Source organism: Shewanella chilikensis (assembly GCF_037953065.1).
Lineage (GTDB): Bacteria > Pseudomonadota > Gammaproteobacteria > Enterobacterales > Shewanellaceae > Shewanella > Shewanella chilikensis.
Window position 1 is genome coordinate 3,361,450 of sequence record NZ_CP149966.1, and the last position, 21,136, is coordinate 3,382,585.

The 21,136-nt window shown below is 50.2% G+C and carries 19 protein-coding genes and 1 tRNA gene; 10 read left to right on the top strand and 10 right to left on the bottom strand.

From position 1 onward, the window contains the following. Positions 1–6: 6 nt before the first annotated feature. From WKR14_RS15220 to WKR14_RS15245, 6 genes are all read left to right on the top strand, one after another. Positions 7–450, top strand: a complete 444-nt coding sequence (locus WKR14_RS15220; RefSeq protein WP_025010513.1) for a GatB/YqeY domain-containing protein — start codon at positions 7–9, stop codon at positions 448–450. 80 nt (positions 451–530) lie between these two features. Further along, on the top strand, positions 531–2,258 hold the full coding sequence (dnaG, locus tag WKR14_RS15225) for a DNA primase (RefSeq protein ID WP_039034928.1): 1,728 nt from the start codon (positions 531–533) through the stop codon (positions 2,256–2,258). 133 nt (positions 2,259–2,391) lie between these two features. Beyond that, on the top strand, positions 2,392–4,239 hold the full coding sequence (rpoD, locus tag WKR14_RS15230; protein ID WP_101056995.1) for an RNA polymerase sigma factor RpoD: 1,848 nt from the start codon (positions 2,392–2,394) through the stop codon (positions 4,237–4,239). A 180-nt stretch (positions 4,240–4,419) separates the two neighbouring features. Then, a tRNA-Ile gene (locus WKR14_RS15235) sits at positions 4,420–4,496 on the top strand. A 200-nt stretch (positions 4,497–4,696) separates the two neighbouring features. Next, positions 4,697–5,068: a hypothetical protein gene (locus WKR14_RS15240; RefSeq protein WP_286996968.1), complete on the top strand. Its 372-nt coding sequence runs from the start codon at positions 4,697–4,699 to the stop codon at positions 5,066–5,068. A 12-nt stretch (positions 5,069–5,080) separates the two neighbouring features. Continuing rightward, positions 5,081–5,740, top strand: coding sequence for a hypothetical protein (locus WKR14_RS15245; protein WP_039036190.1), 660 nt, complete (start codon positions 5,081–5,083; stop codon positions 5,738–5,740). 74 nt (positions 5,741–5,814) lie between these two features. Here WKR14_RS15245 and WKR14_RS15250 read toward each other — a convergent pair whose 3' ends face one another. The 5 genes from WKR14_RS15250 to WKR14_RS15270 all read right to left on the bottom strand — a co-directional run bounded on the left by WKR14_RS15250 (position 5,815) and on the right by WKR14_RS15270 (position 8,219). Continuing rightward, entirely contained in the window at positions 5,815–6,051 is a 237-nt protein-coding gene (locus WKR14_RS15250) for a hypothetical protein (RefSeq protein ID WP_286996972.1), read from the bottom strand. A 397-nt stretch (positions 6,052–6,448) separates the two neighbouring features. Then, a complete protein-coding gene (locus WKR14_RS15255; RefSeq protein WP_339086742.1) occupies positions 6,449–6,835 on the bottom strand; it encodes a hypothetical protein in 387 nt (128 codons plus the stop codon). Positions 6,836–6,935: 100 nt separating this feature from the next. Then, complete coding sequence (locus WKR14_RS15260) at positions 6,936–7,334, bottom strand: SMI1/KNR4 family protein (RefSeq protein WP_339086744.1); 399 nt, start codon at positions 7,332–7,334, stop codon at positions 6,936–6,938. A 70-nt stretch (positions 7,335–7,404) separates the two neighbouring features. Next, on the bottom strand, positions 7,405–7,662 hold the full coding sequence (locus WKR14_RS15265) for a hypothetical protein (protein WP_248952460.1): 258 nt from the start codon (positions 7,660–7,662) through the stop codon (positions 7,405–7,407). 170 nt (positions 7,663–7,832) lie between these two features. Then, complete coding sequence (locus tag WKR14_RS15270) at positions 7,833–8,219, bottom strand: hypothetical protein (protein WP_339086747.1); 387 nt, start codon at positions 8,217–8,219, stop codon at positions 7,833–7,835. A gap of 904 nt (positions 8,220–9,123) precedes the next feature. Between WKR14_RS15270 and WKR14_RS15275 the strand changes: the two genes are divergently transcribed. Both WKR14_RS15275 and ybaK read left to right on the top strand, forming a co-directional pair. Then, positions 9,124–9,417: a DUF3144 domain-containing protein gene (locus WKR14_RS15275; protein ID WP_101056800.1), complete on the top strand. Its 294-nt coding sequence runs from the start codon at positions 9,124–9,126 to the stop codon at positions 9,415–9,417. 420 nt (positions 9,418–9,837) lie between these two features. Then, a complete protein-coding gene (gene ybaK, locus WKR14_RS15280) occupies positions 9,838–10,311 on the top strand; it encodes a Cys-tRNA(Pro) deacylase (protein ID WP_028780679.1) in 474 nt (157 codons plus the stop codon). Between the two features lie 84 nt (positions 10,312–10,395). Here the strand turns inward: ybaK and WKR14_RS15285 are convergent, their stop codons facing one another. The 4 genes from WKR14_RS15285 to WKR14_RS15300 form a co-directional block, all read right to left on the bottom strand. Beyond that, a complete protein-coding gene (locus WKR14_RS15285; protein ID WP_339086749.1) occupies positions 10,396–11,655 on the bottom strand; it encodes a glutamate-5-semialdehyde dehydrogenase in 1,260 nt (419 codons plus the stop codon). Then, a complete protein-coding gene (gene proB, locus WKR14_RS15290; protein ID WP_339087756.1) occupies positions 11,652–12,770 on the bottom strand; it encodes a glutamate 5-kinase in 1,119 nt (372 codons plus the stop codon). The genes WKR14_RS15285 and proB overlap by 4 nt, the downstream gene beginning before the upstream one ends. A gap of 188 nt (positions 12,771–12,958) precedes the next feature. Beyond that, positions 12,959–14,251, bottom strand: a complete 1,293-nt coding sequence (locus tag WKR14_RS15295) for an NCS2 family permease (RefSeq protein ID WP_224866260.1) — start codon at positions 14,249–14,251, stop codon at positions 12,959–12,961. Between the two features lie 1,206 nt (positions 14,252–15,457). After that, positions 15,458–16,984: a peptidase M17 gene (locus tag WKR14_RS15300; RefSeq protein ID WP_101056803.1), complete on the bottom strand. Its 1,527-nt coding sequence runs from the start codon at positions 16,982–16,984 to the stop codon at positions 15,458–15,460. Between the two features lie 211 nt (positions 16,985–17,195). On the opposite strand from WKR14_RS15300, the gene WKR14_RS15305 reads away from it, so the two are divergent. After that, entirely contained in the window at positions 17,196–18,656 is a 1,461-nt protein-coding gene (locus tag WKR14_RS15305; protein ID WP_339086752.1) for an aminoacyl-histidine dipeptidase, read from the top strand. A 221-nt stretch (positions 18,657–18,877) separates the two neighbouring features. On the opposite strand, the gene WKR14_RS15310 is transcribed toward WKR14_RS15305, so the two are convergent. Next, the gene (locus tag WKR14_RS15310; protein ID WP_101056805.1) at positions 18,878–19,372 is read right to left on the bottom strand and encodes a Dps family protein; all 495 of its coding nucleotides are present in this window, start codon (positions 19,370–19,372) and stop codon (positions 18,878–18,880) included. Between the two features lie 360 nt (positions 19,373–19,732). Between WKR14_RS15310 and WKR14_RS15315 the strand changes: the two genes are divergently transcribed. Further along, complete coding sequence (locus WKR14_RS15315; protein ID WP_339086754.1) at positions 19,733–21,115, top strand: DUF3300 domain-containing protein; 1,383 nt, start codon at positions 19,733–19,735, stop codon at positions 21,113–21,115. The last annotated feature ends 21 nt before the right edge of the window (positions 21,116–21,136 follow it).

A 21,136-nucleotide genomic window follows, 5' to 3' on the forward strand; every position in this document is an offset into this window, starting at 1 on the left:
TTCCTTATGAGCCTGATAGATAAGCTAAAAGACCAAATGAAACAAGCCTTGGTGGCCAAAGAGAAGGTCCGCCTGGGTACGATTCGTATGGCATTAGCTGCCATCAAACAGATTGAAGTGGATACCCGCGAAACTCTGAATGATGAGCAGATAATAGCTGTCTTGACCAAAATGGTGAAACAACGCCGTGATGCCATTGCCCAATATGAAGCAGCGGGTCGTCCGGAGTTGGCAGAAGCCGAAGCAGCAGAGATTCAAGTTATTGAAACTTTCCTGCCACAGCCTCTGAGCGAAAGCGAAATCGCTGCGCTAATTGATGCTGCTATCCAGGATAGCGGCGCCAGCACCATGGCGGATATGGGCAAAGTAATGGGAGCGTTGAAATCCAAAGTTCAGGGTCGTGCAGACATGGGTGCCATCAGTGCCCAGATCCGTGCCAAACTGCAATAAGCGGGTTTCCACGTATGAACAAGCCGTGCATCTGCGCGGCTTGTTTGTTTACATCGGTCAAGGGTGCATGACTCAGTCTGATGGCTATACCTCGTGATTTTATCAATGAGCTGATTGCTCGCACAGACATAGTTGATCTTATTGATCACAAAGTACCCCTTAAAAAAGCGGGTAAGAATTATTCTGCCTGTTGCCCTTTCCACAGTGAAAAATCACCCTCTTTCACCGTCAGCAGAGACAAACAGTTTTACCATTGCTTCGGCTGTGGAGCCCATGGCAATGCCATCGACTTCATCATGGAGTATGACCGTCTCGAGTTCCTCGATGCTATTGAGGAGCTGGCAAGCCAACTGGGGTTGGAAGTGCCGCGGGAGAATAACCCCAACCGTCGTCGTGACGAAGGGCTCAGCCGCGATCTCTATCAGTTGATGGAAGAGGCCAACAGGTATTATCAAAGCCAGCTCAGACAACACCAGGACAAACAGAAGGTGTTGGACTATCTGGCCTTTCGTGGGTTATCAGACCAGGTCGTCGAACGCTTCGGCATAGGCTTTGCCCCCGATGGCTGGGACGGTTTACTGAGCCGTTACCGCTCGCAGCAAGAGTCGCAGGACAAGCTGTTGACTGCGGGGATGATCATCAGCAACGACAACGGTAAGCGTTATGACCGCTTCCGTGACAGACTGATGTTCCCGATCCGCGATAGGCGCGGCCGGGTGATAGCCTTTGGTGGCAGGGTATTGGGAGATGGTACCCCCAAGTACTTGAATTCTCCGGAAACGCCCATATTTCATAAGGGTAATGAGCTTTACGGTCTGTATGAGCTGAAACAAGCCCACAGAGAACCTCGGCAAGTGCTGATTGTCGAAGGTTATATGGACGTGGTAGCGCTGGCGCAATTTGGGGTCGATTATGCGGTAGCCTCACTGGGCACCTCAACCACGGCCGAACAGTTTCAGTTGTTGCTGCGCAGCGCCAAAGAAGTGGTTTGCTGTTATGACGGAGACAACGCGGGTAAAGAAGCAGCCTGGCGCGCACTGGAAACCGCCCTGCCACTGCTGAAGCCCGGCGATACAGTGCGCTTTATGTTTTTGCCCCAGGGGGAAGATCCCGACTCCATGGTGCGCAAGACAGGCAAAGAAGCCTTCGAAGCATTGATAGATGAAGCGCAAACACTGACAGGGTTTCTGTTCGATACCCTGACCACAAAATACGGGACAGACAAGGGCAACCTGGCCAAGCAAGCCATTGCTCTGATTGAAAAGATTCAAGACACTGTGCTGCAAAATCTATTGCTCGAAGACCTGTCACACAGGCTCGGCATGAACAGCGCAGATGATCTAAAGAAAAAGCTGGGATTCAAGAGCCCCCAAGGGGTGGCTTCTGCCCGGCATAAAGCGCTTAAGGGCCGGGGTACCCCGCTGCGACTCGCCGTCGCCTTGCTGGTACAACACCCACAGTTGGGGCTGAATTTGATCCCCCAACCGGCTCTTAAGCATTTGCAGATGGCCGGCATAGACTTGCTGGTCGAATTACTGGATTTGACTCGCGCCCAGAAGATGAACAGCGCACAACTACTTGAGCAATTCAGGGATACGGACGAATTTTCCGCCCTGAGAAAACTGGCCCAATGGGAGCATCAAGTGGCGGATGAAAACCTGGAGCAAGAGTTCAAAAAATCCCTGGTATGGCTGAATAATCAATACATTGAGCAACGTTACCAGGAATTAAGTCTGAAACAGACCCATACTAAAGAAGAGAAAATACAGCTTAAGAAGCTAATCGCAGCCATGAAAAGCTGCCAATAAGCTCTCTCAATTTATGGGTCCGGTCGCCGGACTAGCACAGGGATGCGCACATGGCTATAATTGACGATTTGTGCGGCAAGAGCCCCAGGCCGCTGCCCATCGTTGTAACAGTTACCCAACTTGGATGATATCTATGGATCAAACTCCGCAGTCGCAACTTAAACTGTTGCTCGCCAAAGGCAAAGAGCAAGGTTACCTAACCTATGCAGAAGTGAATGACCACTTGCCTGCAGATATGGTCGATTCTGACCAGATCGAAGATATTATCCAGATGATAAATGACATGGGTATCCGAGTGTTTGAAGAAGCACCGGATGTCGATGACATTATGATGTCGGAAGACAGCACGGATGAAGATGCCGCCGAGGAAGCAGCTGCTGCCCTCGCCTCTGTAGAGAGCGAATTGGGCCGTACCACAGATCCTGTACGCATGTATATGCGTGAAATGGGAACAGTGGAACTGCTGACCCGCGAAGGTGAAATTCAGATCGCCAAGCGTATCGAAGAAGGCATCAACACGGTACAGAGCTCAGTCGCCGAGTACCCACAGGCAATCGCCATGATCCTCGAACAGTTTGATCAGTTCGAGGCCGAAGAGATCCGCCTGTCCGACATTATCTCTGGATTTGTCAATCCCGATGAAGACAATGTAGGCCCAAGCGCCACCCATATTGGCTCAGAGTTATCCGATGAAGATCTGGATGATGAAGATGATATGGACGACGATGATGACGATGACGACAGCGATTCCGAAGATGAAGGCTCAAAAGGTCCGGATCCGGAAGAAGCACGTGAGCGTTTTGGGCAACTACGCACCGTCTACGAAAACTCACTGAAACTCATCGAACTCAAGGGACGCGATCATCCCGAGTCAGTCGCCACCCTGTTTCACATTGGCGAGATTTTCAAAGAGTTCCGTCTGGTGCCCAAGCAGTTTGACCGTCTGGTCAAGAGCATGCGCAGCATGATGGACAAAGTTCGGGTTCAGGAACGCCTGATCCTCAAGCTTTGTGTTGAACAAGCCAAAATGCCGAAGAAGAACTTTGTTAAGCTCTTCACCGGCAACGAAACCGATATCAGCTGGTTCAACGCCGAGATGAACTCCGGCAAGCCATACGCCGAAGGCCTGAAAATGGTCGAGGAAGACGTGCTGCGCTGCCGCGCCAAGCTGGAAGCCATCGAAGCCGAAACCGGCCTGTCTATCGCCTCAATCAAAGACATCAACCGCCGCATGAGCATAGGTGAAGCCAAGGCTCGCCGTGCCAAGAAGGAAATGGTTGAAGCCAACTTGCGTCTGGTTATTTCTATCGCCAAGAAATACACCAACCGTGGCCTGCAGTTCCTGGATCTGATCCAGGAGGGCAACATAGGTCTGATGAAGGCTGTAGACAAGTTTGAATATCGTCGTGGTTATAAGTTCTCTACCTATGCTACCTGGTGGATCCGTCAGGCTATTACCCGTTCAATCGCGGACCAGGCCCGTACCATACGTATCCCGGTACACATGATAGAGACCATCAACAAGCTCAACCGTATCTCGCGGCAGATGCTGCAGGAAATGGGACGCGAGCCTTCTCCTGAAGAGCTGGCCGAGCGGATGATGATGCCGGAAGACAAGATCCGCAAAGTGCTAAAAATCGCCAAAGAGCCTATCTCCATGGAGACCCCTATCGGGGACGACGAAGATTCGCATCTGGGGGATTTCATCGAGGATACTACCCTCGAGCTGCCACTGGACAGCGCCACCAGCGAAAGCCTCAAGAGTGCCACTCATGAAGTGCTTGCTGGCCTGACGGCCCGTGAAGCCAAGGTCCTCAGAATGCGTTTTGGTATCGACATGAACACTGACCACACCCTAGAGGAAGTGGGCAAGCAGTTCGACGTTACCCGAGAACGTATTCGTCAGATTGAGGCCAAGGCACTGCGTAAGCTGCGTCACCCGAGCCGCTCGGAAATCCTCAAGTCTTTCTTGGACGAGTAAGCAAACTTTTGTACAAAAACCCCGCTACGCGGGGTTTTTTATTGTCTTTCAGCCTCAAGTCTGATTAACAGATAACCACTTGAAAGCAATGACATCAATAATGCGCAAAACACGGGTGACAAGCGCAATTAAACTTCGTATACTCTCTCCCGCTTCTGGTGATGACGATTGCCTTAAGCCGGCCCCTTAGCTCAGTTGGTTAGAGCACACGACTCATAATCGTTAGGTCCCCAGTTCGAGTCTGGGAGGGGCCACCACTTTTTCGAAGGCTTAGCTAATTCAATTTAGCTAAGCCTTTGTTGTTTATGTGGCGCTGGGTGCTGTAGCGTTCAAACTCGCATTAGAAAATATCTTGTTGCCTTCCCCAAACCTCCCCAATAAAGTATCGGTCAAAGAGTATGCATGTAACCGCTTTTGAAGTGGTGGCAATTCCTAAACTGTACATCTAAGGACTAACATGAAAATTATAGGGATATTTACAGCGTTAATAACGCTATCGGCTTGCACCTACACATCTAACATGAACGTAGGAACCAATTTCAGTTCCGGGCAGGTGGCAAAGATAGCAAAGGGCAAAACGGCAGAAGCAGATTTAGTTAACCTCTTTGGTCAGCCACAAGTAAAAGCTGTCATCAACGAAACAGACGTAAAGTGGATTTACAGTTACACAGAGGGCAGCGCATCTGCCCAAGCGTTTACCATGAAAACCACATCCGACTTCACGACTCACACACTTGATATTTTGCTTAGAAATGGTGTGGTAGTGAACTTCGCAGAAACCCACGCGCCAACAAATATGACTATCAACACTCAAAGCTCAATAAAGTAATCAAGTGACTGTATGGACATATTGGACTATTACGACCTAAAGGAATGGTGGAACACGGCGTTAATGCCTGCACAACGCGCTCAGATAGCCAGAGACTATCAGCCGATGGGTTACCCTTCAGGCACACCATTTCTCTACTCGCCAATCGGCAAATCCTATGGTGAAACGGGTAAGTGCTGCCTACTGGACGTCTTAGCGTGTGTGGCAAAGGATGCCGCGAAAGACATCATCTGGAACAAAACCGAGCAAGCGGTAAAAGAGGCTCTTAGCCAGACTAAGCGAAATTACATAGATATTCACTTAGCTCTAGCTGGTTTAATTAAATATCATTACCGTTTGCGAAATGACCAAGCTCATTATGAAAAGGCCAAAGAGTTTTGCTTATTGCAGATATCTATTTCCAGTAAATTAGTCAAAAAATTTCGTTATCCCGAAAAACCGAAAGAATTAAAACGGCTTCATAAATTAACGGGTATGACTCATCCCTATTATGATGAACCTCAAATTCTGCCTTCACATACAGGTTACAAACAACTTGCTATCATTCTTGAAAAAGAAGGCGATCTTAAAGGTGCACTTGAACTGGCCAAGAATGCATTACAGCAAGGGTGGACTGATGATTACGAAAAGCGAATAGCGAAACTAACAGCCAAACTTGCCAAGCAAAGGTAGCCCTTTTTATAGAGTAAGAAAACTCATCCTAAAGGTGTCCAAAAACTCCTTTAGCGATGTCAGAAAACGATCGGCTAATGATGTCGGAAAAGTCCACCAGCGATGTTGGTGACTATTTGTAGCTTGAATCCAGCATTACGTACAATCCAAAGCTGAGCGGCTTCCCACTTAGCTTTGCAGTCTTTTTCATCAATACAAACTGGTGTTGTCGCCTCAAGTTGCGCCCGTTTAGCTTGAATATCTGCCGATGGAGTAGTTGCACAACTTGCGAGCGTTAGTAGGCATGCAGAAAAAATAAAACGTCTGTTCATTATTTTCGTCCTTGATAGTTGGTCGAGTTCCAACTCATTGATTATTTTTAATAACTATAAAATTTATTTATGAAGTTACATTTAAACATTATTTTTACGGCATGTATGATGTCCAAGTATTACTCATCTTTGCAAACGATAGCGCGGTGGTGAGCCCAAAATGTAAGTCAGACTTCCCTCATTGACACAGGTCGCAATAGCTGCACATATGGCGTCCGACTTAGGGGCTTTAAAGTTGGTAATTTTGGTTGTTTTGTATTGCCCAACCATTACAGCAACAAATTAGGAATAACTCAGCCATAACATCACTTCATATTCTGGATAGCTAAATACCGCTGAAACCCTTGCCACACCTTAAACTGACCAAACCAACCAAAAGAGCCAATATCTCTAAACTTCATATATCATCAATTATCGCTTCCATGGTTAAGCTAAGCAAATTACCACCTTTCGCTTCAATATAACCACCATCAAGGTAATAGCAGAACAAGTCTGAATCACGCATTAGGTCGATAAAAACCGGGTTACCATTGTCAGTTCCGATCGTAATGCAAGTGCTGCATTGATCAATGGTTAAAGGAGAACTACCGGAAACTTCCAATTGAGTTTTGATAAAGGCATAAAGCTGATTAAAAGTATTAACTGTATTTTTATCTATCGTGATTTCATCTGCAAGCTCACTCTCTGAAAATAAATAGAACTCACTTCCTCTGTAACAGACCGCTTCAGCCGTATCAATACTATTGAGCCATTCCGTATAATAACTTGGCAATATCACAATCACTCCCCTTCCAAAAAACAACATCCAAATAATGCAAACAAATAATTTTACCGAACAAAATAAATTACGCGTTGCAATTCAAACTTAATGCCATAGCCAGTTCTTAAACTTTTAACCTACTCTCTGGCGAAACTTGATCATTTATCAATTCAACAAGAGACTTGGCAACAAATTTGGCCTCATCCCAACCTAAATCGCCACAATTAGCGATGTAATAGCCAGAAATTTTTCGCTGTTCAATTTTTGCCACGCAAATATTACCATTCCCATCCATGCAAACAGGTATTGAGTTAGGCATATACTTCTTTAACTCGTATATATCCTCACCGAGTATTTCTATGATTGAGAAAAATTGCAGCTCTTTAAAACCAAAAAAGATGTCCGCCCCATTACTTGTCTGCCACCAATCATAAAACTCACTTGGTAAGCTAACACCAAAAGCCCCTTCAAGCTCTCGAATCGATTCTCGACTTACTCCCGGTGGTTTGTTTACGTATTCCATACCGTCCTCTATGCATAATACCGACAACAACTAATCGTAGCGAGGTTCACCCCAGAAATAGCAATACACCCTAGCCTTGCTCTTTGTGTTTTTTGCATATTTCATCAATCTCTTCCAGAACCAAGCCTAGAGAAGATTTTTGTTCATTTTGCTTGAGTTTTTCGGCCAATGCTTTCTGAAGCGTTAGCAGCTCCTCTTTTCTGCAACGCAAGTGCCAGATATCAGCCTTTGATGGTGCCCCCATTATTTTTGACTCTAGCAAGTTTGAAAGCTTAAAATTCCGGAGCAGGATCAGTGCGCCTATTTGTGAAATACTGAAATCTACCATTTGGTCTCTTTAACAAAAATCAAGCTATCCATTATAGAATGAAAAATTAATCTTCTTTCTGTCTGCATCCAAGCAGCGCTATATGGTTTAAGCTCTTTGAAATCGAAAGAGAGCCTTGAGTTGTAGAGCTTTGATGAAATCGAACTTATTTCAGTCGTGCTAACCTCTACCTAGGATTCATTGTCCACGTTTTTAAGCTTGGGTTTACTTGTTTTTTCCTTGCTTTTCATCCCGTTTTTTTGAGCTATAAAATACCTCAATGGACTTACCCTCAATTCTGTGATGATCAGAGAAACAAACCCAAAAGCACAGACTGCAATCATAAAAGCATGCAAAAAACTGATGAAAACTAAGGCTCCGTAAAGAGAAATAGAAAAAAGAAACGCGTAGATGATACCTAGAGGTAAATCTCTAGTACCAACATCATATTGGTCTTTTGCCAAATCATAGGTAACCGATACCGGATTGGTTAGGCCCCCCAAGCGAATTTTTATCGTATTCCCTTGAATCTTGATATTGTACCCTTTGCTTTCTAGTTCATTGGCCAGTTCATTCATCAAGAAACTCCTTTTCCCAATAAGGCATCAAAAAATCTAGCAACCCACTAAAAACAACTTATTTTTCGCTCAAGTATTGTTTGGTAATTGAGCATTCCCAGGTCGAAATCTAGTGTTCAACTATTGGTTAGATATACATTTTTCCTTTGAGTTCGGCGAAGACGTGTTAACACCGGGCAAAAGTTGGGCCGCTTTATTAAACGCCGTAAATTCTGCTTTTCGTACGCGATACCAGTTAACTCTGCTAATTCAAGCAAGACTGCTTAGGTATCAGCTACAAGCTCAGAATACCTCATGATCCAACTCAAACCCACTAACAGCTGTAGAGTACGCATGTGCGGCTCTAAACCTATCATCGGCCAGCAATTAGTTATACCCAACTGAATTTATTGATATTTTCAATTTTTTCAACAGATTAACGCTAAAATCATTCATAACAGGTGCGCTTTTGCGGAGCATTTTGCTGTAGGCATAGCTACCGCACGGATACGAAACTGACTTCGTCCCTGAAGATACCCCAAAACCGCCGAGAACGGCCCGGGAACTGTGTCAGGCCAATATTCCCTATTATGGCCTACTACACTGAGTGTCATATCCACTGCAGTTAAGCAAAGGCTTAACATAAGAAGTTGAATTGTATCTACAATAACTAGATTGAATGAGTGAAACAATCGCCAATCGGGAGAAATTAAGTAAAAACGATAAAATACTGCTTTAGCTGTCGGCGCCGAAATGATTGGCTATTTCGGAAAAGAGTCGCTCTCTTTTGCGATTCAACTCATGCTTGTTGAGCTTTAGCAATCAGGAATGTGAAGCGGATTACAGCAGTTTGCAGCAAAACACTCTAGGGTAAGTTAACCTTAACAACGAGAGGCAAGCTCTCGACTTTAAACAGGAATCTCAGATGTCTGATACAGATAAGGCGTTTTTTCAGCGTGCCAGTGAACTCATCGATTTGGCTAACAAACAGAACCAGAATACTGAGGTCCAAACCGGTGAAGTCAGTGCCTCCTTCATGTATGCCCTGGCTCGCTACAATGCCTGGTTCGGCTCTACCGGTTTTGCCACCAAGGAGCAGATGCAGTCGAAAAAGCAAGAGATGATGGATTACTATATGGAGCGCTACAAGGAGATGCTTGAAGGCTCTATGGACGACTATATCGAGAATTTCGACCACTACCGCGCAACGCAGAAGTAGAGCCGCCATAGCCTTTCAAAATGCCCGGCCAGATGCCGGGCGTTGTATTTTGACTTGACTCATGTTTAAAGCCCTTCCTTGGCCTATCGATTTTGCCAGCCTTTGCTTAGCCTCGAATTCAGATTGAATCGCCACTGATATCTAGGCTGTTGTTTGAGCTCATGTCTAGGCTCTAGTCTAAGCTATTTTTCTTGGCTATTTTCTAAGCTATTGTCTGAGTTAATACTTAAGCTTTTGTACCGCTTTGTGGTCTTGCTCTTAAACTGAGTCTTAAAAGAGTGACCCGCTGTCTCGACCCAGAAAGGCTTGAGGCTTATGCTATGACACCTATTTTGATAGTTAGACAGGTTTTGGCGCAACAGATATCCGGATTAAAACGCGATACTAACGCTACTCACGCCATCACCTAAGGAGACACTTGTGACACCCGCAATCGATCTCGCCACCAAGGCGGGGATCTCTTTTACCGTTCACGAATATCACCATGACAAGAATGCCCCTTCCTACGGGGAAGAGGCCGCCAGTGCACTTGGGCTGGATCCCAACCGGGTATTCAAGACTCTGCTGGTCAGCAGCGATGAAAAGTCGCCGCCACTGGCGGTGGCCCTGGTACCGGTAAATCATCAACTCAGCTTGAAATGCGTTGCCAAGGCGATTAAGGCCAAGAAGTTGGTGATGGCCAATCCGCAATTGGCGCAGCGTTCATCCGGCTATCTGGTGGGCGGCATTAGCCCTCTGGGGCAGAAAAAGCAGTTACCCACAGTGATAGACGCCAGCGCCCAGGAGTTTGACAGCATCTATGTCAGCGCCGGTCGCCGCGGACTGGAGATCTGTCTTGCCGCAGAGGACTTGGCCAAGCTCTGCCGCGGCAGTTTTGCAGCGATTAAGAGCTGAATCGTAAGCGGCCAAAGCAAAAGCCCCGCAACTGCGGGGCTTGGGTTATACGATGCTCTGAATACCTTTTACAAGAAGTAAACACTAACTTCTGGCGGTGTAATCACCGACTCCCAACCACTTGTAGGTGGTCAGTGCTTCCAGTCCCATGGGGCCTCTGGCATGCAGTTTCTGAGTACTGACAGCCACCTCGGCGCCCAGGCCAAACTGGCCGCCATCGGTGAAACGGGTGCTGGCATTGAGGTAAACCGCCGCCGAGTTCACCTGATTCATAAACTCGGTAGCGGCGTTGATATCATCCGTGAGGATAGCCTCGGAGTGACCGCTGGAATAGCGGCGAATATGACCTATGGCCTGCTGGATATCATCGACTACCCGGATCCCCAGATTGAGAGATAACCACTCGGTAGCAAAGCTATCCTCGCTGGCGGCGGCCACTTGCTCGGATCCAAGAATAGCCACTGTCTCGGGGCAACCTACCAGCTTAACTCCGGCATCGACTAAGGCCTTGACCACCTTGGGCAATGCCTCCTTGGCTATCTGCTTGTGCACCAACAGAGTATCCAGGGCGTTACATACGGTTGGGCGCTGCACCTTGGCGTTGAGAATGACAGGAATAGCCTTCTCCAGATCGGCCGCCTTATCCAGATAGAGATGGCAGATACCGATACCGCCGAGAATAACCGGGATAGTCGCCTGTTCGGCGCAGAGCCGCTGCAGCTTGTCGCCGCCGCGGGGTACTATCATATCCACATATTGATCCAGCTTGAGCAGGCCGGTAACCAGGGTGCGATCAGGGTTGTCGATAAGCTGCACCGCATCTTCCGGCAAACCACTGGCTTTAACGCCCTGGCGAATGGCCTTGGCCAGTGCCAGGTTGGATTTCAGGGTTTCCTTGCCGCCACGGAGGATCACCGCATTGCCGGTTTTAAGGGCCAGCACGGCAATATCCACCGTCACATTGGGCCTGGCCTCATAGATAACGCCTATCACCCCCAGTGGCACGGCGCGCCGACACAGGCGCAAGCCGTTATCCAGCACCCGGCTGTCATATTCGCGGCCAATGGGGTCGGCAAGGGCAATCACATTGTCGATATCGGCTATCACTCCGGCCAGGCGCGACTTATCCAGCAGCAGCCTGTCTATCATGGCCGCGTTGAGACCAGCCTCTTTGGCCGCGGCTACATCCTGCTCATTAGCCGCGAGAATAGCCGCTTCATCGGCCTTGAGAGCGGCAACGATATTATGCAGCAGTTGCTGCTTGGCGGTGCCGGAAAGATTGGCCAGGGCAAAACTGGCTTCCTTGGCCCTTTGCCCCAATTGTTGCAGATATTCAGCTGTCATAAAACCACCATGTCGTTGCGGTGCACTATTGCATCACCATAGTCATAGCCGAGCAAGGATTCAATGTTATCTGAATGCTGGCCCGCGATACGTTTGAGGGCCACGGCGCTGTAGCGACAGATCCCCCGCGCCAGTTTACGGCCCTTGGGATCCAACAGTTGCACCGTGGCGCCGCGTTCAAACTCGCCCTCGACGGCGACAATCCCCTTGGACAGCAGACTGCGGCCCTTTTCGGTTACCGCCCGCACCGCGCCTTCATCCAAGGTCAGTTTCCCCTTGGCCTTGGGCCCGGCAAGGATCCACTGTTTACGGCTCTCCAGTGGGGTTTCGATGGCGCAGAAGTGAGTCCCCACTGACTCGCCGGCAGCGATTTTTTCGATGGCATCCGGATGATGACCCGAGGCGATAACCACTTCGATACCGGCGCGGCGAGCTATATCGGCCGCCTCCAGCTTGGTTGCCATGCCGCCGGTACCCAATCCGGAAACCGAGCCGCCGGCCAGTTGCCGCAGGCTGTCGTCGATATTGGCCACTTCGCTGATAAGATGAGCATTGGGATTGTGGCGCGGATCGGCATCAAACAAGCCTTTTTGGTCTGTCAGCAGGATCAGCAAGTCGGCATCGCACAAAAGCGCTGCGCGGGCGGACAGGTTGTCGTTGTCCCCTACCTTGATCTCATTGGTGGCAACGGCATCGTTTTCATTGATGATGGGGATAATATTCTGTTTCAGCAGCGCATTTAGGGTATCTCTGGCGTTGAGATAGCGCTCGCGATCATGGAGATCCGCCCGGGTCAGCAGCAACTGCCCCACGTGCAGACCATAAATACTGAATAATTGAGCCCAAGCCAGGATCAACTGGCTCTGGCCCACGGCCGCCAGCAACTGTTTGTTGGCCATGGTATCCGGCAACTCCGGATACATCAGATGCTCACGCCCGGCGGCAATGGCGCCGGAGGTACACAAAACCACTTCGATACCGGCGCGCATCAGGGTCGCCATCTGCCTGGCCAGCTCGACCATATGGGCCTTGTCCAGGCGCTTGCTGCCGGAGGTAAGCACACTGGTACCCAGTTTTACCACTACCCGGCGGTAGCGTGTGTCACTCAAGTTCATCACTTGTATTTGCTTAAAAAAGTCGGGGATAAATCTTATACCCAATCCGCCGCAGGATTCCTAGCGGCAGTCGGCTTTCAAGCGGACAAAATCGTTATTTATTGCGATATCTCATACAAAAAGGGCCATACAAAGTATGACCCTCAATAAATGCAGTTCATAAAGCAGATGCTTGCGCTTTAGCTTTTTTAACCACCGTAGGCAAACTTGAGAATAAACAGCAGCGCCAGTGCCACAACCCCGGCATTGAGATCGCGAAAACGGCCGCAGAGGAGTTTAATCGCCGCATAGGCGATAAAGCCAAAGGCGATACCCGTGGCTATTGAGAAAGTCAATGGCATCAGCAGACAGACCACCACCACAGGGGCAGCTTCGGTCAAATCTTCCCACTCTACATGCACCAGGCCAGACATCATCAGAATCGCCACATAGAAGAGGGTGCCCGCGGTCGCATAGGCAGGCACCATACCGGCCAGCGGCGAGATAAAGAGTGAGGCCAAAAATAGCAGTCCGACCACGACGGCGGTCAAGCCGGTACGGCCACCGGCACTGACGCCTGAGGTACTCTCGACATAACTTGTGGTGGTCGAGGTACCCAGCATGGCCCCGGCAATAGTGGCAGCGCTGTCGGCGGTCAGGGCACGGTTGAGCCTTGGCAGGCGGCCCTTGTCATCCAGGAAACCACCACGCTGCGCCACAGCCACCAAGGTGCCGGAGGTATCAAACAAGTCCACAAATAAAAAGGCGAACACCACGGAAATCATGCTGATCTCCAGCATGCCGGAGAGATCCATCTTCATAAAGGTGGGCGCTATGGAGGGCGGCATGGATACCAGGCCGGTATATTGCACATCACCAAAGGCCAGCCCTAGCAGAGTGATGGCCAGAATGCTGAGGATCACCGCCGCCTTATATCCACGCTGAACAAAAGCGATGATCAGGAAGAACCCCAATACCGACATCAACGCCGGAAATGCAGTGATATCACCCATGCCCACCAGAGTTGCCGGATTGGCAACCACAATACCGGCACTCTTGAGGCCAATGAGCGCCAAAAACAAGCCGATACCAGCGGCAATACCGAGGCGCAGCGACATAGGAATAGAGTTGACCACCCATTCCCGAATCCGTACCAAGGAGAGGATCATAAAGCAGATCCCGGAGAGGAATACGGCGCCAAGCGCGGTTTCCCAGCTGTAACCCATTTCACCCACAACTGTATAGGTAAAAAAGGCGTTGAGACCCATTCCCGGCGCCAGGGCGATGGGATAGTTGGCCAAAAGTCCCATGACCAGACAACCTATCGCCGCCGCGATACAGGTCGCCACAAAGACTGCGCCCTGATCCATACCGGCATCGGCCAGCATAGCGGGGTTAACGAAGATGATGTAAGCCATGGTCAGAAAGGTGGTTAGACCCGCCACAGCTTCCTGCTTCAGAGAGGTTTTGTTTTGTTTTAACTTGAACAGTTTTTCCAACATGGAACCAGGTTCCTTGAATTTGAGTGTAGGGAGGTTTGTGACACTTCTTTAACGAGGTCATCGGCGGCAGATTATAGGGAGTTTGCTCTGCTCAGACCAGCACCAGAGTAGTTAGCCAGCCAGTGGTATCCATTAAATGCCCACCAGCTCACAATTTATTCACATTTTGCCGCAAACAAAAAAAAGCCTGCTCAAAGAGCAGGCCAAGACATGTATCAAGCACCCAAAAGGGAAAGAGTCTACCGCGCTAGCGGGTAACACCTGGCAACAGAAGCAAAACTTCTATTGCGACTTGAGTCTAAATACACCACAAAGTGGTGAACAAAGGTTGATGGATGATGGAACTACTTAAAGGGGTAGTCAGCCCTTGAAACTCATGGCGAACATGCCGCCGCGCAAAACCTGACAATCAAACCAGGTGTTGCTCCAATAAACTAGGTTGTTTTTGCCTGTGTAAGACATAGCCGATACTCCTAACAAAGTTGTGAAATAAATACTCTAGTGAAGCTTGGCTCGGTTCCCTGGAACTAGAGGTTCTCATATCCGTGGAGACAACTTGTCACTCATTTCCCTGGAGATAGTTATCCATCCTGGATTGACTAGAGGTGGAAGGCGCTTGCCTAACCAACGAGAGCTATTATAGCTACCTGTAATTTTATTACAAGTATTAAGGCGAAAAATTTAAAACACACCTAAAACTGTAAGGTAATTACATAAAAGTTACACAAGATTTACCCAAAGCACCGAATAACACATCTCGAAACACAGTAAAAAATACGCCTTACCACTTGATTCTAAACAAATAAATCAAAAACAAATTAAACTAAGCTAATTCCAATTAAGTAAAATCTAACGCTGTAATTGACTGTCAGTCAGTGCCCAAATGTTAGTCTCCCCACAGGGGTAAAAGCGTGATCCCAAAGAGGTAAGACCAGTTAAAGTGAGTTAGATCACCCGGTTACAGGATTGACTAAAAATCCGTCTGAAAGTTTTCTGTTGTTTTCAGTGCTCGTAGTGGATGACAATTCAAACGGCTTCAAATCAGATCTGACCCAACCGTTTGCAATGGAGAACTTAGGTAAGATGACATCCAGCAAATGTCGGGGCCATGTAATGCCAACATAGCGGTCGCCAAGTAAAGAAAAGCCAACGGACAGAGTGCAGGGATAACCCGGCCGACAGCGTCGGCCGGGAGGCGTTGAGGACTTACTCAGTCATATAGGCAAACAACCCAAGCAGCGGCGCCGCCGTAGGTTTGCCATAGAGGGGATCGCCTTCAGTGGCACTGCCGGCAATATCCAGATGACTATAGGCCATGGGCTGAACGTCTTTTAACCCGTGTTGTGCCAATCCGGAAGCCTTTAGCAGGAAGGCCGCCGGATACTGGTGTCCTCTGGCGGTAACCGATGAGGGCGCATTATTGGAAGAAAGTAGCTCAGAGGCACCGGAAACATCACGCACCTTGGCAAAATCTTCCTTACGCAAACGGGACAGCTCCAGCCCTTCACCGTAACGCTCGGCGCTGGCCTGCAACCGCTTGGGTAATGCCTGTTGCTCGGCAACGGCGTTGGCCACTACCGCACTGTAAGCTCCATAGGCTCGCACCACATGGCCGGTCAGGGTTGCCACAGAGAATAGCTCGGGCGCCGCACTGCCCTGCGCCTTTAAACGCAGATGAGACAGCAAGTCGGCCAGCACCAAACGCCCTTCGGCATCGGTATTGCCGATCCTGACCCTGACACCCGAATGGGCTGTGATGATTTCGTCCGTGACAAAGGCTTCGCTGCCTATACTGTTGCGTACCAGCCCCAGTTCGGCCACCACACGAATGCCTTTGGGCTTGAGTAATGACAAGGTCTTCATCAAACCGGCCACGGCAGCCGCGCCGCCCTTGTCGCGGCTCATACCGGCCATGGCGCCGGCCACTTTCAGATCGGCGCCGCCTGTGTCATACACCACGCCCTTACCGGCAAAGAAATAGTTGTGCTGGATGTCACCTTCGCCGCGGTACTCCAATTTAACGACTCTGGGCTGATGTCTGGCCACGGCAAAAGAGGCCCGCGCCACAGCGCTCAGCAAGGGATAGTCCCGCTCGAGAATGTCTCTGTCTTCCACGACCTGTAGCGACAGCCCTGATTCTTTGAAGGCGTTGAGGCAGTAATCGGCAAAGGCAGGGGCGCCCATGCGCTCGGGCTCAGTGCCACAAAGATCTCTGGCAAGGGTGCGGCCGGCTTCAATGGCATTGAGCATGCCAGCATCGGCGCCGTTCATCACCCCTATGGCTTCTATGCTGTCAAGGGCGGCACCCGCCTCACGGGCTTCCAATGGCTGCCATAACTCCTGCGCCGTTGCCAGCGCCGCAACCATATCTGCCTTGGCGTATTCATCGCCTAAGGATGCAGGCTTATCGACCCACAACAGCGGCCTTTTGGCTCCGGCGTCACGGGCAATGGCGATACCGGCACGGGCGGCATTGGCGAAGGCGCGCACATCGTCATAATCGCCAAGCGGCGCGACCGGGGCGATAATCAAACGGCCACCGGCAAGCCCGGGAGCAAACAACAGGGTTGGGCTCTTGCCCACCCGTTTGTCAACTTGAGCCCCATGGGAGGCCAGCATAGCCACCTCTTCGATTGGACACGCCGTCACATCGGCGCTGACCACCAGTAATGCATCCCAGTCTGCCTCACTGAAAATTGCATCCTGGTCAGTAACATCAATAAATTCAACCATGACCCATCCTAATTATTTTTTATTGGCGCCCAGCATTATTCCCTTTCCGGCGCCGGATTACCAATATCTGGCTGGCAAGTTTCGCTGCCACAAATAAACAATTGTCCCAACTGGGTTCTGCGCCCTTACGTCGCTCTGTGATAGACTGATGACAACTCGCGCTTGGCCCGGTCCAAGCCCGCCAACCAGACGAAAAGATCAGGAGTTTGCTGTGTCCAGTCTCAGCCAATTGCAACCTCAGCCTCTATGGCAGTGGTTTGAACAAATCTGTGCCATTCCTCACCCATCCAAGCATGAAGCCGCGCTCAGCCAGTATATTCAGAACTGGGCCAAAGACCGTCAGCTTGACGTTATCGAAGATAAAGTCGGTAACCTGATTATTCGCAAAGATGCCACTCCCGGGATGGAAAACCGCAAACCCGTGGTGATCCAAGCCCATATCGATATGGTGCCGCAGAAAAATGCCGATAAAGAGCATGACTTTGTCAAAGATCCGATCCAGCCCTGGATTGATGGCGACTGGGTCAAGGCTCAGGGCACGACTCTGGGTGCCGATAACGGCATAGGCATGGCATCGGCGCTGGCCATTCTCGGCAGTGACGATATTCCCCACGGACCGCTGGAAGTGCTGCTGACCATAGATGAAGAAGCTGGTATGACAGGAGCCTTTGGCCTGGAAGCCGGTATGCTTCGCGGTGAAATCCTGATCAACACAGATTCCGAGCAGGAAGGCGAGATCTACATGGGCTGCGCCGGTGGCGTGGATGCCGAGATCACCCTGCCCATGGTCTGGGAAGCCACAGGCGAGGGTTTCCAGGCATTCAACCTGACGCTCTCCGGGCTAAAGGGTGGCCACTCAGGGGTGAACATTCATCTGGGACGCGGTAATGCCAACAAGCTGCTGGCCCGTTTCCTGTTTGAACACAGCGAAAGCCTGCAGCTGGAACTGGCCGAATTCAACGGCGGCTCGCTGCGTAACGCCATTCCCCGCGAAGCCAGTGCCACTATTCTGGTACCGGCCGAACAAGCCACAGCTTTGAGCGAAACCGCCGTGGCTTTCCAGGCACTGCTTAGAGAAGAGCTGGCGGTTGCCGATCCGGCCGCTTGCCTGACTCTCACCGAAGTGCCGCTGCCTGCCAAGGTGATGAGCGAGCAGAGTCAGAACACTCTTATCGATCTGCTGCATGCCTGCCCCAATGGTGTCATGCGGATGAGTGACGAGATTGAAGGCGTGACCGAGACCTCACTCAACCTCGGGGTGATCAATTCCAGCGAGCAGGATGTTAAACTCCTGTGCCTGATCCGCTCCTTGATTGACTCAGGTCGCAGCCAGATTGAGGGCATGCTGATCGCCCTGGCCAACCTGGCCGGTGCCGAAATCGATCTCTCCGGTGCCTACCCAGGCTGGAAACCAGACAGCCAGTCTCCTGTAATGGCGATTGTGCGCGACACCTATCAGGACATCTACCATAAAGAGCCGGTGATCATGGTGATCCATGCCGGTTTGGAATGTGGCCTGTTCAAGGAGCCCTATCCGGCTATGGATATGGTATCTATTGGCCCCACCATACGTTTCCCTCACAGCCCGGATGAAATGGTGAATATCACCACAGTGGGCCAATATTGGCAGCTGCTGTTGGCGGTACTGGAACGTATTCCCGAAAAGGCCTGATACCTTGTTAAAGGCACTTAAGCCTTGAATAAATAGCGCCAAACGACTTGGCGTGGCAGCCAGGCGGCAAGTGAGTGACGCCCCATCAACATGGGCAAACTATGTGATTGGGGTAAGCGAAGATTGCCAGCACAAATGCCACTTCAAGAAAGGTAATTAAAAAAAAGCCGCACCGGAGCACTCCGGGGCGGCTTTTTGATGCGTAGTGCCTAGCGTTTAGGCTATTCCTCCAGCAAGCTACGCAACATCCAGGCAGTCTTTTCGTGAACTTCCAGTCTGCGGGTCAGCAGATCAGCGCTCGGCTGGTCATTGGCCTTGTCGATAACGGGGAACAGGGCTCTGGCGGTGCGGGCCGTAGCCTCCTGGGCTTCGACCAGGTGCAATATCATCTCATTGGCAGAGGGCACGCCTTCCACTTCCTTGATGGATGCCAGACGCACAAACTCTTTATAAGTCCCCGGCGCCGGATACCCCAGGGCGCGGATCCGCTCAGCAATTTCATCCAGAGCATTCCACTGCTCTGTATATTGATCCATAAACATCTGATGCAGGCTGTTGAACTGCGGCCCTTTGACGTTCCAATGGAAATTATGGGTCATCAGATACAGGGTATAACTGTCGGCCAGCAGCGCGGAAAGCCCCGCGACGATTATTTTACGATCCGCATCCGTGATACCTATATCTATGTTGGGTGCCTTGACTTTCTTGGTTGCCATATACACTCCTTTTGCTTGTTGGCGATAGCCGCACTCAATAGCGACTAAAGATAAATAGCTATAACAGGGTGGAGACTTGTGCTCCCATAAACTGTGACTCAGTACACAGTTTATCCAGTTTAAGCTTCCCAATTACGATCTAAATGACTGTTTTGATAAAACCGCTCACAACCAGGGCCTGACCTTAAAAAAGCAAAACCTTTTGCCCATTCACTGGATAATATTTAGCCATCCAAAAGCCTTCAGCTTATGTTCATCAAAGGCCACTTATCCTGAAACTACTGATGGGGAATTGCATCGCAAGGCCTCAGTTAGCTCACTTGCCAGGCTGGTAACCATACCGGCCTAAAGGAGGCAACCATGAACAAGCTGAAAATCTGGCTGCAGCACAGTGTGCTTATCCTGTGTCTGTTTGGCCTGCCAACTACGGCGCTGCAGGCCGCCGAATCCGGCAGAGATATCCGGGAACCCGAGCTGATGCAGCTGCTCTCCCCTATCGCTCTCTATCCGGACACCTTGTTGACCCATATGCTGATCGCCTCAACCTATCCACTGGAACTGGTGCAGGCACAGCGCTGGCGCAAACAGCGCAGCTATTGGAGCAATGAACGCCTGATGGCCGAAGCCGAGAACCAGGATTGGGATCCCAGTGTGATGGCGCTTATCGCCTTTCCGGAAGTGTTAAACAAGATGAGCACAGATCTGGACTGGACCGCCCGTTTGGGCGAAGCCTTTATCGCCGATGAAGGCCGGGTGATGGATGGGATTCAAACCCTGAGACAAGCCGCCTGGGATGCCGACTCATTAAATGATCTGGGTAACCTCAACGCCAGACGCGACGAACGTCAGATAGTGATAGCGCCGACCCGCACCGAGGTGATCTATGTCCCTTACTACGACAGTCGCCGTGTCTATGGCCATTGGCACTGGAGCAGCTATCCGCCTATCTATTGGGACCCTTTCCCCGGATATGTGCGCTACCACTCCAGTCCGTTTTACTGGCGCAGTTCCGGGGTCAGCATTTCATTTAACTTCTTCTTCAGCGCCTTTCATTGGCATGACAGAGTGATCTGGGTCGATTATCGCCACAAACACTATAATCACTACCGTCCGAGACTGGCCTATAGCCAGGGAGCCCAGCGCTGGAGTCATAACCCGCACCACAGACGTGGCGCCCATTATCGTCACCCTGGGCTGCAACAACGCTACAATAAGGCGGTATACAACAAGCCACACAAGCGTTATGAATCCCAGGCCCGCAGCTTCAACCACAGCCAGAGGCTGCATCAGGACAGAAACAAGCAACAAAAGCAGTTGCAGCATGAGCTAAAAAAGCACAGAGAGCACAATAGTCGTGAATGGCGCGCCGGTGACAAGAGGGAAAAGATGCATAAGGGCGAGCCCCAAAAAGTTCGCCAGCTGTCACAGCAGCCGTCATATAGGAGTGCCAATAACAGTGCCAACGCCGCCGACAAAACGATGCGGGTTAAACATCAGGCCAGAGACAGACAGTTGCAACAGGCCTCAAACCGGCACACTAACACTACTTATAGACAAGCTGAAAAGCGCCGGCAACAGGCAGATAAACAACAGCAGCCACAGAGACACTATCAGCCTCAGAGTCAATCGAAGGTGCAGCATCAGCAGCGAGCTCAGCCACAGCGCCATCAGGCGGAGCGACGCCAACCCAGTCGTGCTCAGGAGCACAGACAACGCGCAGTGCATCAACAAAGAGAGCGTTGAACAAAGAGAGTGCTGAAAAAG

Bases quoted from the DNA above. Each gene is read 5' to 3' on its own strand.
- rpoD (WP_101056995.1), top strand. From the start codon at position 2,392: ATGGATCAAACTCCGCAGTCGCAACTTAAACTGTTGCTCGCCAAAGGC.
- WKR14_RS15285 (WP_339086749.1), bottom strand. From the start codon at position 11,655: ATGACAGCTGAATATCTGCAACAATTGGGGCAAAGGGCCAAGGAAGCC.
- WKR14_RS15245 (WP_039036190.1), top strand. From the start codon at position 5,081: ATGGACATATTGGACTATTACGACCTAAAGGAATGGTGGAACACGGCG.
- WKR14_RS15260 (WP_339086744.1), bottom strand. From the start codon at position 7,334: ATGGAATACGTAAACAAACCACCGGGAGTAAGTCGAGAATCGATTCGA.
- proB (WP_339087756.1), bottom strand. From the start codon at position 12,770: ATGAACTTGAGTGACACACGCTACCGCCGGGTAGTGGTAAAACTGGGT.
- WKR14_RS15220 (WP_025010513.1), top strand. From the start codon at position 7: ATGAGCCTGATAGATAAGCTAAAAGACCAAATGAAACAAGCCTTGGTG.
- WKR14_RS15270 (WP_339086747.1), bottom strand. From the start codon at position 8,219: ATGAATGAACTGGCCAATGAACTAGAAAGCAAAGGGTACAATATCAAG.
- dnaG (WP_039034928.1), top strand. From the start codon at position 531: ATGGCTATACCTCGTGATTTTATCAATGAGCTGATTGCTCGCACAGAC.
- WKR14_RS15275 (WP_101056800.1), top strand. From the start codon at position 9,124: ATGTCTGATACAGATAAGGCGTTTTTTCAGCGTGCCAGTGAACTCATC.
- WKR14_RS15315 (WP_339086754.1), top strand. From the start codon at position 19,733: ATGAACAAGCTGAAAATCTGGCTGCAGCACAGTGTGCTTATCCTGTGT.
- WKR14_RS15310 (WP_101056805.1), bottom strand. From the start codon at position 19,372: ATGGCAACCAAGAAAGTCAAGGCACCCAACATAGATATAGGTATCACG.
- WKR14_RS15265 (WP_248952460.1), bottom strand. From the start codon at position 7,662: ATGGTAGATTTCAGTATTTCACAAATAGGCGCACTGATCCTGCTCCGG.
- WKR14_RS15295 (WP_224866260.1), bottom strand. From the start codon at position 14,251: ATGTTGGAAAAACTGTTCAAGTTAAAACAAAACAAAACCTCTCTGAAG.
- WKR14_RS15300 (WP_101056803.1), bottom strand. From the start codon at position 16,984: ATGGTTGAATTTATTGATGTTACTGACCAGGATGCAATTTTCAGTGAG.
- WKR14_RS15250 (WP_286996972.1), bottom strand. From the start codon at position 6,051: ATGAACAGACGTTTTATTTTTTCTGCATGCCTACTAACGCTCGCAAGT.
- WKR14_RS15240 (WP_286996968.1), top strand. From the start codon at position 4,697: ATGAAAATTATAGGGATATTTACAGCGTTAATAACGCTATCGGCTTGC.